The organism is Ilumatobacter sp. (assembly GCF_030065885.1).
Lineage (GTDB): Bacteria > Actinomycetota > Acidimicrobiia > Acidimicrobiales > Ilumatobacteraceae > Ilumatobacter.
The window spans coordinates 72,401-86,621 of sequence record NZ_JASJCS010000010.1 but is presented as its reverse complement, the minus strand read 5'-3'; the positions used below and the strand labels follow the sequence as shown (position 1 = coordinate 86,621).

The window sequence follows — 14,221 nt, the reverse complement described above, 5'->3', positions numbered from 1 at the left end:
TGGCGACCACCAGCGAACCAGACGGGTCGCAGCAACCAAGGAGAGCACCATGAGCAACCTCACCCAACTCGAGAACACCGCTCGGCGTCGCGCCGAGCAGGCCGAGCGCACGGCCGGTCGCCATCGGCAACGCGTCGACCACTGGCAGGACCGGGTCGACCGGTTGCCGCGGCGCAGCGCGGCGCGTCGACGTGCGCAGCGTCGGCTTCGTCACAACGAACGACTCCGCGATCGAGCCCTGCGGCGGGCAGCCCGACAGCGGGCGCGCGAGGCCGACTTCCGGGCCCGGAGGGCGCTCGAGCCCCCGCGGCCGCCCCGGCCACCACGCGGCAAGTTCTCGCCGAAGGGCCCGCTCGGCAAGGGCATCGCGTACACGTTGATCGCCGGCGGCTTCGCGACCGGCATCGCGATCGGCGGGAGCGACGGCTTCAATCCCTTCGACGACGACTCGCAGGTCATCATCGAGACCGCTGCGCCGGCCGGCCCGGGTGCGGCCGCCGGCGATGACGGCGACAGGGGCGACGGAGCCGCCGCCGCGGTGGGCGACGAGGCCGGCCAGGGGTTCGTCGAGACGTCTGGCGGCACGGACGGGTCGCCCGCGGGCGACGGAGGCGTGCCGACCGGCGCGGCCGACACCGGCGACGAGTCCGACGAGGTCGACGAGGTCGACGAGGAGAACTCGCCGGCCGAGACCGAGTCGCAGCGCGAGACCGAGTCGCAGCGCGAGGCCGAGTCGCAGCGCGAGACCGAGGAGTCCTCGGGTTCGACCGGGTCCACGGGGTCGACCCAGTCGTCGGGCTCGTCGGGCTCGTCGGACTCGACCGGCTCGACGGGTTCGACGGCCCCGACCGGGTCGACGGGTTCAACCGAGTCGCCGTCGGGTTCGACCGGCTCGGATGAGACGAAGGAGTCCGTCGTCGTCGGCGACCCGATCGACGACTGCCTCGTCTATCTCGAGCAGCACCCTGAACTGCTGGACGTCGATCCGACCCTCGTCGACCTGTGTCTCGCCGATCCCGAGGCGGCGTTCGCCCTGATCGCCGACATCGAGTCGGCAATCGCAGCGTTCGACCAGGCCGTCGACGACTGCCTCATGTACCTCGAGATGTACCCCGAGCTGCTCGACATCGACGCCTCGCTGGTCGACTGGTGCCTGGAGGATCCCGATGGTGCGTCCGTCGTCATCGATGCGCTGATCAGTGAGATCGAGGCCGCCACGGCTGCCTTCGACGACGCAGTCGATGCGTGCCTGGCCCTCCTCGAGGAGCACCCGATCCTGCTCGACGTCGACGCCTCGCTGGTCGACTGGTGTCTCGAGGACCCCGTGGGCGCCCTCGACGAGATCGAGTACCTGCTGGTCGAGATCGAGCGTCTCAAGGCCGAATTCCACGCGGCCATGGACGACTGCTTCATGTACCTCGAGATGTACCCCGAGCTGCTCGAGATCGACGAGACGCTCGAGGAGCTGTGCTCGATCGATCCGTTCACCGGCCAGTCCGTGATCGGCGGCCTCCTCGCTGAGCTCGGCGTGTTCTGAGAGTTCCCCGGCGGGAACCCACGTGCCCCGGAGGACGCTCCGGGGCACGTGCGCGCCCGCCGGCCGCACCGGCCCTCAGTCGTCGCGCCGACGTTCAGTCGTTGCGCCGGCCCTCAGTCGTTGCGCCGACGTTCAGTCGTCGGCGAGCTTGTCGACGGCGTCCTTGGCCTTCTCGGCTGCGTCCTCGATCTTGTCGGCGCCGACCTTGTCGCCCAGCTTGTCCTCGGCGACATCGGCGGCCTTGTCGATGCCGTCCTCGATCTTGTCCTTGTTCTTGCCGGCGAGGTCCTTGGCCTTGTCGAACAGTCCCATGGTTCGTCCTCCGTGAGGTTGATGTGCGGGTCGGCGCGGGACACCGGCCCTCGTGGCGACCGAGGCTACGGACGCGGCGCCGACGCTCAAACGCTCGTCGCCGACGAGCCGGCGTGCACACCGCCGGTATGGCTTCGTCGACGCATCGGGTTCCCCCTCCAGCGCCGCTGCGGCCGCGCACCACGGCGCGGCCGGCCCTGGCAGGGTGGTGCGCATGCAGAGCGACGAGGAGGGAGCATGACCACACGGTGCACGAGGTTGCTCGCCGCCGCGCTGATCGTGGTCGTCGCTGCGTGCAGCGATGCAGCCGACGACGGCGCGTCCTCGCCCGGGGAGACCACGGCCGGGTCCACGGTGGCCGACGACGGCGCTGTCACCTCGACGACCACGGCCCCCGACGACGGCGTCGTCGAGCCCGCCACGTCCGCCGGCGACGACTACGAGGCCTACGCCAGCGTGATCGCCCTGTCGCTGTTCGAGTTCGAGCGCGAGACGTTCGACCTGCCGGGTGTCGGCGGCGGCTCGAGCCTCGCCGACGCGGGCCTCTTCTTCGACGGCCTCGGCACGGCCCTGACCAACTCCGCCGACCGGATCCGATCGGTCGACGTGCCCGAGCCCGCGGCTGCGGCACACGCCGAGCTCGTCGACCGGATCGACGACTTCGCGGGCCTCAACGCCGAGATCGCGGTCGAGATCGGCGGCTTCAGCGACCCGAGCGAGATCGACACGATGGCGAGCGACCCCCGCTTCGGCGTCGACAGCTTCAACGGCACCCGCGGCGCCATGCTCGATGCCTGCGATGCGCTGCAGGCGATCGTGCAGGCCAACAGCGCAGAGGCCGACGTGCGCTGCCGATCGCTCGAACCGGTCATCTGACACCCTCGCGCCACCAGCGGGCCCAGCACGGCCGGTCACGAACGCACGAAGTAGCGTCGCGTCGATGGGGATCGAGTTCGAACAACTGACCGCGGCGGTGGGGGCGATGGTCCACGGCGTCGACCTGGCCGACGTCACCGACAACGACATCGACGAGATCAGGAAGGGCTGGATGGACCACAAGGTCCTCTTCTTCCGCGATCAGCACATCACCGTCGAGCAGCACATCGCGTTCGGTCGCCGCTTCGGCGAGCTCGAGGTGCATCCGTTCGCACATGGGCGGGACGACCATCCCGAGATCGTTCGCATCGAGTCGAACGCCGAGCGGCAGTACGCAGCGAATCGCTGGCACAGCGACGTCACCTGGCGCCAGGAACCGTCGCTCGGGTCGATCCTGCGCGGCGTCGTGATCCCACCGGCCGGTGGCGACACCTGCTTCAGCAACGCCGCGCTCGCCTATGAACGGCTCAGCGACGAGTGGAAGGAACGCATCGACGGCCTCGTCGCCGTGCACGACTTCACGCGCACCTTCGGCAACCGTCTCACCCCCGACGAGCTCGCCGAGAAGCAGCAGCAGTACCCGCCGGCACACCATCCGGTCGTGCGGACCCACCCGGAGACCGGCGCCAAGACGATCTACACGAACCGCTCGTTCGTCTCGCACATCGAGGGCATGACCCGTGAGGAGTCGATGCCGATCATCGACCACCTCGAGCGGGCGATCATGGACCCCTCGGTGCAGTGCCGATTCAGATGGGAGGTCGACTCCTTCGCGATGTGGGACAACCGCGCCGTCCAGCACTTCGCCACGAACGACTTCTGGCCCGAGCGGCGCGTCGTCGAGCGCGTGACCGTGATCGGCGACAAGCCCTACTGATCGTTCGCCTCGATACCCGCCCGGTGGCGGGATCAGCCAGTTCTGCGGATCAGCGTCACGCCGTCGCCGACCGGCAGCATGACGGCCTCGACGCCGGCCCGCGACGCGACCATGTCGTTGAACGCTCGCAGTGCGACGGTGGCCTCACTCTCGTCGCTCGCTTCGACGACGCCGCCGCTCCAGAGCACGTTGTCGACGGCGATCACGCCGCGCTCGCTCATCCGGGGGAGGAGCTGGTCGAGGTAGCCGGCGTAGCCGGTCTTGTCGGCATCGACGAAGGCCATGTCGATGCGAAGGTCGCCGGGCAGGGTGGCGAGGCCCTCGCCTGCCGGCCCGATCCGGACGTCGATGCGATCGTCGACGCCCGCTGCTGCCCACGCCTCGCGTGCTGTCGCGAGGTAGCGGTCGGTGATGTCGAAGCAGATGAGCTGCCCGTCGTCGGGCAGTGCCCGAGCCATCCAGAGCGCCGACATGCCGGTGAACGTCCCGACCTCGACGATCGTGCGGGCCCCGGTGATCGCGACCAGCATCGCCAGGAAGCGACCCTGGTCGATGCCGATGTTCATGGACGCCAGCTCGCCGAAGCGTTCGACCGTCGTCGCCGCCAGCCGCTCGCTGATCTCGTCGGTCGGCGGGTTCGCGTGCGCGAGGACGTAGTCGTACAGCTCTTCGTTCATCTCGATCCAGCGCATGCCCTCAGACGTAGCACGCGCGCCCGGGCGACGTCGGCGCGGCCGCCGACTCGGCACGGACCGAGCTCAGCGTCGCCAGGGTGGGAGCTCGATGCCGGTCTCGTCGATCGGCGCGAAGAAGCCGGTGTACAGGTACCAGTTCGGGTCGACGTCCTGCGGGTAGTCGAGATGGACGGAGAAGTCGACGTTCCAGTCGCTCGGCACGCCGTCCTTGACCCGGCTGGGGCCGAGACCGGCCTCCGCCCAGCCCATGATCGTCGTCGAGTCGGACCCGGTGTAGACCTGCTCGCCGAGCTGGTGGCTGCCGGCGATCGCGACCTGGAGCTCGATCGGGCCGCCGGCCCACCAGTCCGAGGTGTCGTCGTAGTAGTGGTGCTCGGGGAACGGGAAGCCGGGCGGCGGCGTCGGCGGCTTGCGCCCGAACTCGAACGGACCGAACGTGCCGCTCACCGAGCCGGTGATCGCGTAGCCCTCCCAGCAGGCCTCGGCCCCCGGGCAGGCGAGCTCGAGGTCGATCCTGCCGGCGAGCGTGCCCGCGTCGAGGTCGTAGACCACCTCGAAGTCGGGCGCGGTCGTGCAGGCCGTCAAGAGCAGCAGCGGCGCATCGGTCTGCTGCTTGCGGTACTCCAGGCATTGGCCGCGGCTGTTGCCGAGGATCAGGTCCGGCGTGGCGGGTGTCACCACGTGGATCTCGCCGCCGCGCACTCGATCGTCGCCGACCGGCCCGGTCGACGCCACCGATGTCGCCGTGGTGTCGTTGCCGTCGCCGGCGGTCGTCGGTGTCGGTGTCGTCGGCGTCGTCGGGGCAGTCATGTCGAGCTGGGCCGCGGCCGCCAGCACCGCCCGCACGATCGCCGGGTCGCACGTCTTCAGTTCGGCGGTCAGGAGCAGCGCCGCCGCGGCGCCGTCCTCGGCTGCGACACCCGACAGATGGGCCCGCAGCTGGGCGGCGGACGCCCGGAAGCAATCGGCGAGCGCGCCCAGCTCCGATCCCTTGGTGTCGATCAGGAACTGCCGTACCCGGTCACGCATCGCGTCGCGGGTCAACCCGTGCGCTCGCCCGCCCGGCCCGCTCAGCGCATCGGCGATGGCGGCGTAGTACGCGTACCGCCCCGGTATCCGCACCTCGCCGAGACCGCCGAACAGGCTGGTCGACGCCGGCCGCACCTCCTGCTCCAGCTGCAGGCCGAGCCGGTCCCATGCCAGCTCGACCTGCTGCTGTGCTTCTGCCAGCCCGCCATCGATCTCGTCGGCGACCTGATCCCCGGCCGCCTCCAGTTGCTGCAGCCGCTGCCCCAGGGCGCCGACCGCGTTCGCCAGATCACGTCCCGGTTGCCCGCCGATCGTCGCCATCAGCGCGGCGAACTGGTCGAGCCGGGCGCGGTGCGTCGCGAGGTCGAGCAGTGCCGACGGCCTGCCCTCGGCGACCGCGGCCCGTGTCGCGGTGAGGACGTCGCGCAGCTCGCCGAGGTTCCCGTGGAGCACCTGAGCGGTCTCCCGCACCGCCGGGATCGCCAGCAGCAGCGACGGCAGCTGCTGGTTGAGCGTGTTCCGGAACGTGTTGCGAGCGCCGCGCTTGTCGTCCTCGAGCAGCTGGAGCGCCGCTTCCTTCTCGACCTCGAGCGAGGCGACCATCCTCACGTACGTGCCCAGTTGGGAACCCGTGTGCGCCAGGTCGCGGTCGCGGAGCGCGGCACGCGCCGTGTCGATCAAACCGTCGTAGTACGCACGGATCTCGTCCTGCACCTCGGCCGCGTTGCGGTAGACGCGTTGACGCTGGAACATCCCGCCGACCACGTTCGCGAAGGCGAGCACCTGCTGGGGCCCCGCCGCGTGGACGGTCGGCGGCGGCGATGTCGAAGCGACCACGCCCGAGGTCGCCACCGCGACGAACACGACGGCGGCCGCCAGACGCCTCATGGCGTCACCGCCTCGACGAGGTCGGCGTGCATGCCCGTGGGGTCGGGCACGAGCGGGAAGCTCTCGGCCGTGACGATCACGTCGTCGCTGAACGTCACCAGGAGCTGCCCGCCGACGAGTGCCGTGCCGTCGCCGTCGACCACCTCGGAGAGGTCGAGCTCCTGCAACTCGATGCCGGCGAGCTGCTCGCCGACGTCGGCGGCGCTCATGCCCTGGACGAAGTCCGAGGGATCGACGTGATGGGGGAACCAGCTGCCGTCGGGGAGCGGTTCGAGGTCGGCGGTCAGCGCGATCGCACCGTCCACGAAGTCGATCCGCGTCTCGAGCTCGAGGTAGTCCCACGTCTCGTGGCGAACGACGACGCCGGTGACCGGCACGAACGCGACCCGGAACGCGTCGGGTCCGCCGAGCACGCGTCGCACGTCGTCGCGCTGATCGTCGACGTCGGAGGCCAGCGCCTCGTCGAGCGACGGCACGTCCACGGCCGGCGCGCGGTCGAGCACACCGTCGGCTCTATCGTCGACCACACCGCCGCCGTCGCCGCCGTTCGAACCGCCACACGCCGAGGTCCCGACTGCGAGCACGGCGACGAGACCGACCAGTCGCATGCCCGGCCTCACACCTCGACCATGACACTGTGATTTCGCCACGAACAGAGCCGGAAGGCCCTGTCCGCATCGTTCACGGGTGCGGTCGACAGGGCGGCCCGTTCGAGTTCGTGGCGACGTGCCCGCTCGGCGATCATCGGGTGCATGAGCCGCGTGCAGCGCCTCGTCTCGCGGTTCGTCAGCGAGCGCACCATGGAGCGCATCGAGCTCGACTCGCGTTCGTGGGTGATGGACTGCGAGTGCGGCGCGACGACGTCGATCTGGGAGATGGGCGGCGTGCGGTACAAGGCGTCGTCGGCGGGCAAGCGCCATCGCGGCCGGTGCGCTTCGTGCGGGCGGCGCGTCGTCGGGCGCGTGCGCCGGATCGACTTGCCGCGCTGACCGGCCCGGCGCGGCGCTCGCTCGTCGTGCTCGGCGGCGAGCCTCAGCCTCCGAGCGCCGCGAACTCCTTCTCGATGCCCTCGGCGACGCGGTCGAGGTCGGGGAGCACGTCGCGGTCGCTGGTGACGCCGAAGAACAGCTGGCCCTGGTAGGAGACGACCGCGATCGTGAGGCCTTCGTCGTCGATCACCTCGACGTACGGATACGTCCGTCGTACCTCGGCGCCCCGCAGGTAGAGCGGCACCGGCGGGCCGGGGATGTTGGTGATCACGACGTTCATCGGGATCTGCCGGCTGACGAGCCGGGTCAGCGGCACTGCGAGCGGTGTGATCCCGTCGGCCAGGCGGATGATCGTGTCGGCGCCGTCGACCAGCCCCGACCCCTTCAGCTCGCGGGTTGCGGCATGGACGCGCTCGAGCCGTCGGACCGGGTCGGCCTCGTCGACCGGCAACTCGACGACGATCAGCGACACCTTGTTGCCGAGCGTGTCGCCGTGCTCGTCCTCGCCACGGGTCGAGACCGGCACCATCGCCTTGAGGACGCGTCCGTCGGTCTCGGCGTCGTGGTCGCGGAGGAACGTGCGGAGCGCACCGCTGCACGCGGCCAGCACGACATCGTTGATCGTCACGCCGTACCGTTCCTTCACGTCCAGCGCGAGCTCGAAGGACACGTCGGCGTGCACCCACCGACGGTGCGGCGAGACCGGCACGTTCCAGGGTGCACGATCCGGCTTGGCCGCGAAGCTGACGAGGGTGCGGGCGACGTTGGCGGTCGCCTCCACGAAGGGGCGCGGATCTCGCAGCGCGCGTACAGCCGAGCCGGTGAGGCGCATCGGCCGGCTCAGCTGATCCGCGACGGTGTCGGCGAGCAGCCGTTGTGGCGACGGCGCCGGGCGAGGGGTCCACGCCGGAGGCTCGTCGTCGGCCGCCGGCGCCGGTTCGAGGTCGACGAGGGCGAGCGCCAGATCGACGTTGGCGATGCCGTCGCCGAGCGAGTGATGGGTCTTGATGACGAGGCCGACGTCGTCACCGTCGAGTCCGTCGACGAACCACATCTCCCACAGCGGGCGGGCCCGGTCGAGCGGCAGCGACTGCAGCCGGCTCATCAGCGCCGAGAGCTGGGCGTCGTCCCCGGGACGGGGGAGCGACGTCAGCCGGACGTGGAAGTCGATGTCGAACGCGTCGTCGTCGATCCACACCGGTCGCCCCTGACCGTAGCGCACCTCCATCACGCGCTGACGCAGGCGCGGCACGCGATGGATCCGCCGGTCGACGTGGTCGCGCAGCTCGTCGAACCGCACGCGTCCGTCACCGTCGCGCAGCGGACCGCCCTCGAGCACCGAGAGCGAACCGACGTGTTGCGGTTCGTGGGGTGTTTCGATCCGAAGGAACGTCGCATCGGTCGCCGTCAATCGCTCGTAGTGCAACGCTCACCCCTCCTGGCCCGCGTCGGGCCGTCGGCTACATGAAGGCGCATCGGTGCGGGCGGCGCCAGATGCAAAGGTCCCGGCGGTCGGGCGTCGGCCACGGGGGAGACGCGGGCCGCCGGCCTTGACGACGGTTGCATCCGAGGGCATAATCTGAATCTTCCTTCACATTCACGTTTATCGGAGGGATCCGCCCATGCGACCAACCGCACGCCTCGCCATCCGTCTCACCGTGACCGTTGCACTCGCGGCGTCGGTCTCGGCCATCGGCGGGTCGCCGCCCGTCGTGGCGGCCAAACCGACCGCCGCCGTCGCGGTCGGCGACAGCTTCATCAGCGGCGAGGGTGCCGGTGCCTACGACAGCGTCGTCGACATCAACGGCGTCCGCCAGGGCTTCCAGGACTTCTCGGCGCCGAACTCGAACGCGTTCTTCTGTCACCGGTCGACGCGTGCGCAGATCGAGGTCGCGCAGCTCGGGGGCATCGCCGAGCGGTTCAACATCGCGTGCTCGGGCGCGATCGCCGCCGACATCGCGGCGCCGTCGATCAACCGCGACCGTGGCCGGTTCGTCGCCGCCCAACTCGACCAGCTGCGCGAGATCGCTCGCACGCACGACATCGACCTCGTCGTCGTCAACCTCGGCGCGAACAACGTGGGCTTCGGCGACGTCGCGGCGAAGTGCATCGGCAAGTTCCTCACCGATGCGTTCACCGGCTGGTGGGAAGCGTGGGTCAACATCTGGAGTCCGCACGCGACGACGACCGGGGCCTGCGGCCGGGGTGACTTCCCGAGCAGCTCCGACTTCGCCCGTGCCGAGGCCGACGTGCTGGCTGCGAACCGGTTGCTCCTGCAGACGCTCGACGAGATCGATGCCGACGGCGACCACCGCGTCGTGTTCCAGGACTACGTCAACCCGCTGCCTGAGGACTTCCACCGGTCGTTCCACGACGAGGACGGCCGTCGCGACAGCCGTGACAAGTTCCGGGCGCTCGCTCGTGAGCGCTACGCGGGCGGCTGCCCGGTGCACCGGGGGACCCTGCCGCACGCACACGACATGTCCGAGGCGCTCGGCACCCTCACCGGCAACGTCCACGACCGGCTACTGCGCGAGTTCCCGAATGCCGACCTCGTGTATCTCAACGTCCAGCGCGCATTCGACGGCGCGCGGTTGTGCGAGACGGCGGCGAGTCCGACCGGTGCGCTCGAAGCGCCGACGCGAGCGATCACGACTCGCGACGGGCGAGTGCAACACACGCTCGACGGCAACAAGACCGACGTGAAGAACCTCTTCGAGAACTGCAACCGGCACTTCCAGCGCTGCCAGGAGTCGTGGCATCCGAACGCCGCCGGTCACGCCGTGCTCGGCCGTTGCCTCGCCGCGGCCTGGACGGCGAGCGCACCGCTCGTCGACTGCTCGCGCCGCTCGGACGGACGGACCATCACCACCGAGAAGTTCCCGTCGGTCGACGTCCGGCTCAGCGGGCGCGTCGAGGAAGGGCTGGGTCGTGACGGTCTGCCGATCTACCACGTGTCGGCGAGCTACCACACCGTCCTGAGCGATGCGCCCGGGCTGTCGGTGCGCTCGGTGTCGGTGTCGGCGTCGTCGACGAACGCCGGCAATCGCGGCACGCGCTCGACGATGTCCGGTGTCTTCGCCTACAACGTTCGGTGCAGCGCCACCACGATCAACCTGCGGGTCACCGCCCGGGTCACGCTGACCGACGGCACCGTCGCGTCCGACAGCTCGACGTTCGGTCGCGCCCTCGGGGGGTGCGGCAGTGGGGGCGTGCCGATCAGGTGATCCCGATCCGGTAAGCAAGTGGGTGTGAAGACCGCACCGCAGCAGGATCGCTCCCGCGCCACCGTCGAGCGGCTCCTCGCCGCGGCCAACGACGAGTTCGCACTGCACGGTGTCGCCGGGGCCACCACGACCGCGATCGCGGAGCGTGCCGGCGTGTCGGTCGGATCGCTGTACCGGTTCTTCGGCGACAAGGAAGCCGTGGCGGCAGCGCTCGCCGATCGGTACCTCGAGGACGCAGCTGCAGCGTTCGGACCGATCATCTCGGCGATCCGGCGGCAGGCTGACATCGTGGGGGCGGCACGCGAGCTGGTGCGGGCGGCAGCCGAGCTGCAGACCGTTCACGCCGGCTACTACCGCATCACCGAGGACGTCCGGCCTGACGCCGCCGGTTCACCGGCGAGCGGCGTCCGGACGGCCGTCGTCGGTGCGTTCGCCGAGGTGTTCGATCACCTCGGCCTCGGCCCGTCGCCGGCCGTTCGGCGGCGGATCGTCACCTTGCTGACCGAGACGGTTCGTCACGAGCTGGCGCTGAGCGCCGGCGCCGAGGACCGCGCCGAGCGGCTCACCGAGCTCGAGGAGCTCGCCGTCGGATACCTCGTGCAACGGCTGGACCTCGGCGGCGAACCCCGAATCTCTGACGGCGTCGACCTCGGCGACGAGCCTGCGCAGGGGTGACCAGGGCGTCGTCAGGGCACCGCGACGGCGCCGGTCGCCCGACGCTCGTCCCGGACGTCAGCCGCTGACGGCGGCGGCGAACGCCTCGGGGTCGTTGCCGAGGCGCGGCGCCTCGAACACGCTCGACGAACCGTCGCTGAACGTCATCTCGAAGCGGTACGTCGCCTTCTGCTTCTCGAGCTCGACCACCGACAGCACGTCGGCCGGCAGCGTCTGCTTCAGGCCCTTCGGCTTGCCGCCGAACTGGCTGTAGCCGAACACGAGCAATCGGCTCTGGGTGAGCCCGAGCACCGTCGGCTCGTTCGGGAAGTCGGCTGCGGTGCCCGCGTCGGCGACGACGACGTCGCCGCCGGCGCCCTTCTTGGCGGCGATCGCCTTGCCGACGATGCCACCGGCGCCCTGCGCGACCGCCTGACCCATGGTGCCGGCCGGTTGCAGGAACACGCCCGCGACGATCTCCTCGCCCGGGTGCAGTTCACCCTTGGCCGCCTTCGTGATCTTCTTGTTCCAGTTCGCCATGCAACGATCATCGGCGCCGGTGAGCTGGGACTTCAGCGATTGGTTGCGTCGTCGAGCGACTGCAGCCACTCGACGACGGCGACGTGGCCGTTGTGTTGGGCCTCCTGCAGCGCCGTGCGGCCCGCCGGATTCACATCCGCGAGATCGCCGCCGCGGGCGTGGAGATCCTGCGCGATGGCGAGATGGCCGGCTCGGCAGGCGAACTGGAAGGCACGGTCGACGATCATCTTCGACGACGGCCGCTCGGTCCAGTGGGGCAGCGTGCCGACATCGGTCCGCAGGTTGCCGTGGGCATCGAAGTAGCCGGCGATCTCGTCGTCACGCCCGAGCGCCGCCACGCCGGGCAGGTAGTCGGCCGCGCCGCGCTCGTGCAGGAGCTGCGCAGCCTCGTACTTCTCGAAGATCACGGCCTCCTCGTAGGCGGTGCAGCCGTCGAAGATCCCACCGGGAGCGTCGATCTCGGCGCCGACGTCGAGCAGTGTCTCCACCGCCGCCACGTCGCCGTTGCTGGCCGCCCAGTGGAGCGGCGTCTCGGCGACGTTCGGGTTGTCAGGATGCGGCATCGGCGCGTTCGGGTCGGCGCCCGCGGCGACCAGCGCCCGGATCATCTCGGCGATGTTCGGGCGGTGCCCCGGCCAGTCGTTGGCGAGGTGCAGCATCGACCTGGGGTTGCCGGGCAGCTGCTCGAGCGCCAGCGTCGGGTCGCGATCGAGCAGCTCGCGCAGTCGGTCGATGTCGCCGAGCACGATCGCTCGTGCGAGTTCCTGGACATCGCCCGCTCGATCGGTCATGCGCCGACCGTACCCCGTCCCGGTTCACCGTGATCGTGGGCCGCATCGCACAGGAGAGGCGACCACGCACGTCAGCCGGTACCGTGCTCGCCATGTCCCGGCCGACGACCACCGCGGCGCTCCGGCGCTGGAACGTCGGTGTCGGGGTCGCCCACCTGCTGCAAGCAATCGTGCTGCTCGTCCTCAGCAACGACTTCGCGATCCCCGTCGAGGCGCGGGTGCAGGACGGGCCGCCCGGCACGCCACTGACGATCGACAAGGTGTTCTTCGACCTCCGGTTCTCGGTGGCGATCGCCGTCTTCCTCCTGTTCGCTGCCGTCGACCACCTGGCGATGGCAGCCCCTCGCGTCGTCGGGTGGTACGAGTCCAACCTCGCGAAGAGCATCAACCCGGCTCGATGGGCCGAGTACTCGGTCAGCGCGTCGATCATGATCGTGCTCATCGCGATGCTGCCCGGCGTCACGAACCTCTATGCGTTGATCGGCCTGTTCTCGGTCAACGCGGCGATGATCCTGTTCGGTTGGCTGATGGAGCGCGTCAACCGACCCGGGGAGCCCGTGACGTGGTGGCCGTTCGTGTTCGGATGCGTCGTCGGCGTCGTGCCGTGGGTCGCGATCACCATCGCGCTGATCACGTCGCAGCAGGAGGGCGATGGCGTCCCCGGCTTCGTCTACGGCATCTTCGTGTCGCTGTTCGTGCTGTTCAACTGCTTCGCGCTCAACCAGTGGCTGCAGTACCGCGGGAAGGGCCGATTCGCCGACTACCTCTACGGCGAGAAGGTGTACCTCGTGCTCAGCCTCGTCGCCAAGAGCGCGCTCGCCTGGCAGGTGTACGCCGGCACGCTGGCCGACTGACCGGCCATGGTGGTCCCGGGCATCGTCACCGATCTCAAGGACCGGGTGGTCGCGGCCACGACCGGCCTGTTCTCGCACGGGCCACAACCGCTGGAGGACACGCTGAGCTACGCCCCGGACCCCGGCCTACTGGGTCCGGACTCGGTGTCGTGGCGCGTCATCGGTGATGCGACCGCCTTCGTCGGCGGCATCAGGGCGCTGCTCGTGCAGACCGCCCACCCCGAGGTGGTCGCCGGCGTCGAGCAGCACTCGCGGTACCGCGACGACCCCCTGGGCCGGCTGACGCGCACCTCCTTCTACGTCACCGAGACGACGTACGGCGCGATGCCCGAGGTCGAACGCGCCGTCGCCATGGTGCGCCAGGCCCATCGCTCGGTGCGCGGCCGCTCCGAGCGCGACCGCCCCTACAGCGCCGGCCAGCCCGAGATGGCGGCTTGGGTCCACAACGTGCTCACCGACTCCTTCCTCGTCGCGTACCAGCGCTACGGACCGACCGCGTTGACCCCCGACGAGGCGGACCGGTTCGTCGCCGAACAGACCCGGATCGGCGCATTGCTCGATGCCGACCCGCTGCCCGACACCGCGGCCGACCTAGCGGCATGGGTGGCCGACCACCCGGCGCTCGAGCGCACCGAGGCCATGCGCAACTCGATCGAGTTCCTGCGCGACCCGCCGCTCTCGCTGCCCGTGAAGGTCGGGTACCGGGCGCTCCTCGGCGCCGCAGTCGCCACGCTGCCCGACCGGATCGCCGACATCATCGGCCTCGAACCGTCGGCGACCGGCGAGCGGGTGGGCGCCGCATCGGTGTCGAGCCTCCGTTGGGCGCTGGGGTCGTCGCCGTCGTGGCACGTCTCGCTCGTCAGGTGCGGGGCTCCGGTCCCCGACGGCCTGTTCCGCCAGCCGCTGCCGACGGATCGGTAGACCGATCGACGCACCGACCGGCGAGGACCGC

General features: G+C 70.3%; 15 protein-coding genes. 8 read left to right on the top strand and 7 right to left on the bottom strand.

Going from position 1 to position 14,221, the window contains the following annotated elements; translation table 11 throughout:
- Positions 1 to 49: 49 nt before the first annotated feature.
- Positions 50 to 1,537, top strand: coding sequence for a hypothetical protein (locus QNJ12_RS04550; RefSeq protein WP_300619420.1), 1,488 nt, complete (start codon positions 50 to 52; stop codon positions 1,535 to 1,537).
- Positions 1,538 to 1,669: 132 nt separating this feature from the next.
- On the opposite strand, the gene QNJ12_RS04545 is transcribed toward QNJ12_RS04550, so the two are convergent.
- Complete coding sequence (locus QNJ12_RS04545) at positions 1,670 to 1,849, bottom strand: antitoxin (RefSeq protein ID WP_300619417.1); 180 nt, start codon at positions 1,847 to 1,849, stop codon at positions 1,670 to 1,672.
- Positions 1,850 to 2,086: 237 nt separating this feature from the next.
- Between QNJ12_RS04545 and QNJ12_RS04540 the strand changes: the two genes are divergently transcribed.
- Together QNJ12_RS04540 and QNJ12_RS04535 are read left to right on the top strand one after the other, a co-directional pair.
- A complete protein-coding gene (locus QNJ12_RS04540; protein WP_300619414.1) occupies positions 2,087 to 2,725 on the top strand; it encodes a hypothetical protein in 639 nt (212 codons plus the stop codon).
- Between the two features lie 64 nt (positions 2,726 to 2,789).
- Entirely contained in the window at positions 2,790 to 3,602 is an 813-nt protein-coding gene (locus QNJ12_RS04535) for a TauD/TfdA family dioxygenase (RefSeq protein ID WP_300619411.1), read from the top strand.
- 32 nt (positions 3,603 to 3,634) lie between these two features.
- Here QNJ12_RS04535 and QNJ12_RS04530 read toward each other — a convergent pair whose 3' ends face one another.
- The 3 genes from QNJ12_RS04530 to QNJ12_RS04520 form a co-directional block, all read right to left on the bottom strand.
- On the bottom strand, positions 3,635 to 4,294 hold the full coding sequence (locus QNJ12_RS04530) for an O-methyltransferase (protein ID WP_300619408.1): 660 nt from the start codon (positions 4,292 to 4,294) through the stop codon (positions 3,635 to 3,637).
- Between the two features lie 66 nt (positions 4,295 to 4,360).
- Positions 4,361 to 6,214 carry a hypothetical protein gene (locus tag QNJ12_RS04525; RefSeq protein ID WP_300619406.1) on the bottom strand — a complete coding sequence of 618 codons (1,854 nt, stop codon included), beginning with the start codon at positions 6,212 to 6,214 and terminating at the stop codon, positions 4,361 to 4,363.
- Positions 6,211 to 6,822, bottom strand: a complete 612-nt coding sequence (locus QNJ12_RS04520) for a hypothetical protein (RefSeq protein ID WP_300619403.1) — start codon at positions 6,820 to 6,822, stop codon at positions 6,211 to 6,213. The genes QNJ12_RS04525 and QNJ12_RS04520 overlap by 4 nt, the downstream gene beginning before the upstream one ends.
- Positions 6,823 to 6,966: 144 nt before the next feature.
- Here QNJ12_RS04520 and QNJ12_RS04515 point away from each other — a divergent pair, with 144 nt between their 5' ends.
- On the top strand, positions 6,967 to 7,203 hold the full coding sequence (locus tag QNJ12_RS04515; RefSeq protein WP_300619400.1) for a hypothetical protein: 237 nt from the start codon (positions 6,967 to 6,969) through the stop codon (positions 7,201 to 7,203).
- A gap of 43 nt (positions 7,204 to 7,246) precedes the next feature.
- Here the strand turns inward: QNJ12_RS04515 and QNJ12_RS04510 are convergent, their stop codons facing one another.
- Positions 7,247 to 8,629 (bottom strand): wax ester/triacylglycerol synthase family O-acyltransferase, encoded by a 1,383-nt coding sequence (locus tag QNJ12_RS04510; protein ID WP_300619397.1) that lies wholly within the window; start codon positions 8,627 to 8,629, stop codon positions 7,247 to 7,249.
- Between the two features lie 196 nt (positions 8,630 to 8,825).
- Between QNJ12_RS04510 and QNJ12_RS04505 the strand changes: the two genes are divergently transcribed.
- Complete coding sequence (locus QNJ12_RS04505) at positions 8,826 to 10,430, top strand: hypothetical protein (RefSeq protein WP_300619395.1); 1,605 nt, start codon at positions 8,826 to 8,828, stop codon at positions 10,428 to 10,430.
- Positions 10,431 to 10,454: 24 nt separating this feature from the next.
- A complete protein-coding gene (locus tag QNJ12_RS04500; RefSeq protein WP_300619392.1) occupies positions 10,455 to 11,105 on the top strand; it encodes a TetR/AcrR family transcriptional regulator in 651 nt (216 codons plus the stop codon).
- Between the two features lie 57 nt (positions 11,106 to 11,162).
- Here the strand turns inward: QNJ12_RS04500 and QNJ12_RS04495 are convergent, their stop codons facing one another.
- Positions 11,163 to 11,624: a hypothetical protein gene (locus QNJ12_RS04495; RefSeq protein WP_300619389.1), complete on the bottom strand. Its 462-nt coding sequence runs from the start codon at positions 11,622 to 11,624 to the stop codon at positions 11,163 to 11,165.
- A 32-nt stretch (positions 11,625 to 11,656) separates the two neighbouring features.
- Entirely contained in the window at positions 11,657 to 12,415 is a 759-nt protein-coding gene (locus tag QNJ12_RS04490) for an ankyrin repeat domain-containing protein (RefSeq protein WP_300619386.1), read from the bottom strand.
- 92 nt (positions 12,416 to 12,507) lie between these two features.
- On the opposite strand from QNJ12_RS04490, the gene heR reads away from it, so the two are divergent.
- Together heR and QNJ12_RS04480 are read left to right on the top strand one after the other, a co-directional pair.
- Complete coding sequence (gene heR, locus QNJ12_RS04485; protein ID WP_300619383.1) at positions 12,508 to 13,269, top strand: heliorhodopsin HeR; 762 nt, start codon at positions 12,508 to 12,510, stop codon at positions 13,267 to 13,269.
- A gap of 6 nt (positions 13,270 to 13,275) precedes the next feature.
- Positions 13,276 to 14,190, top strand: a complete 915-nt coding sequence (locus QNJ12_RS04480; protein WP_300619380.1) for an oxygenase MpaB family protein — start codon at positions 13,276 to 13,278, stop codon at positions 14,188 to 14,190.
- Positions 14,191 to 14,221 lie beyond the last annotated feature (31 nt).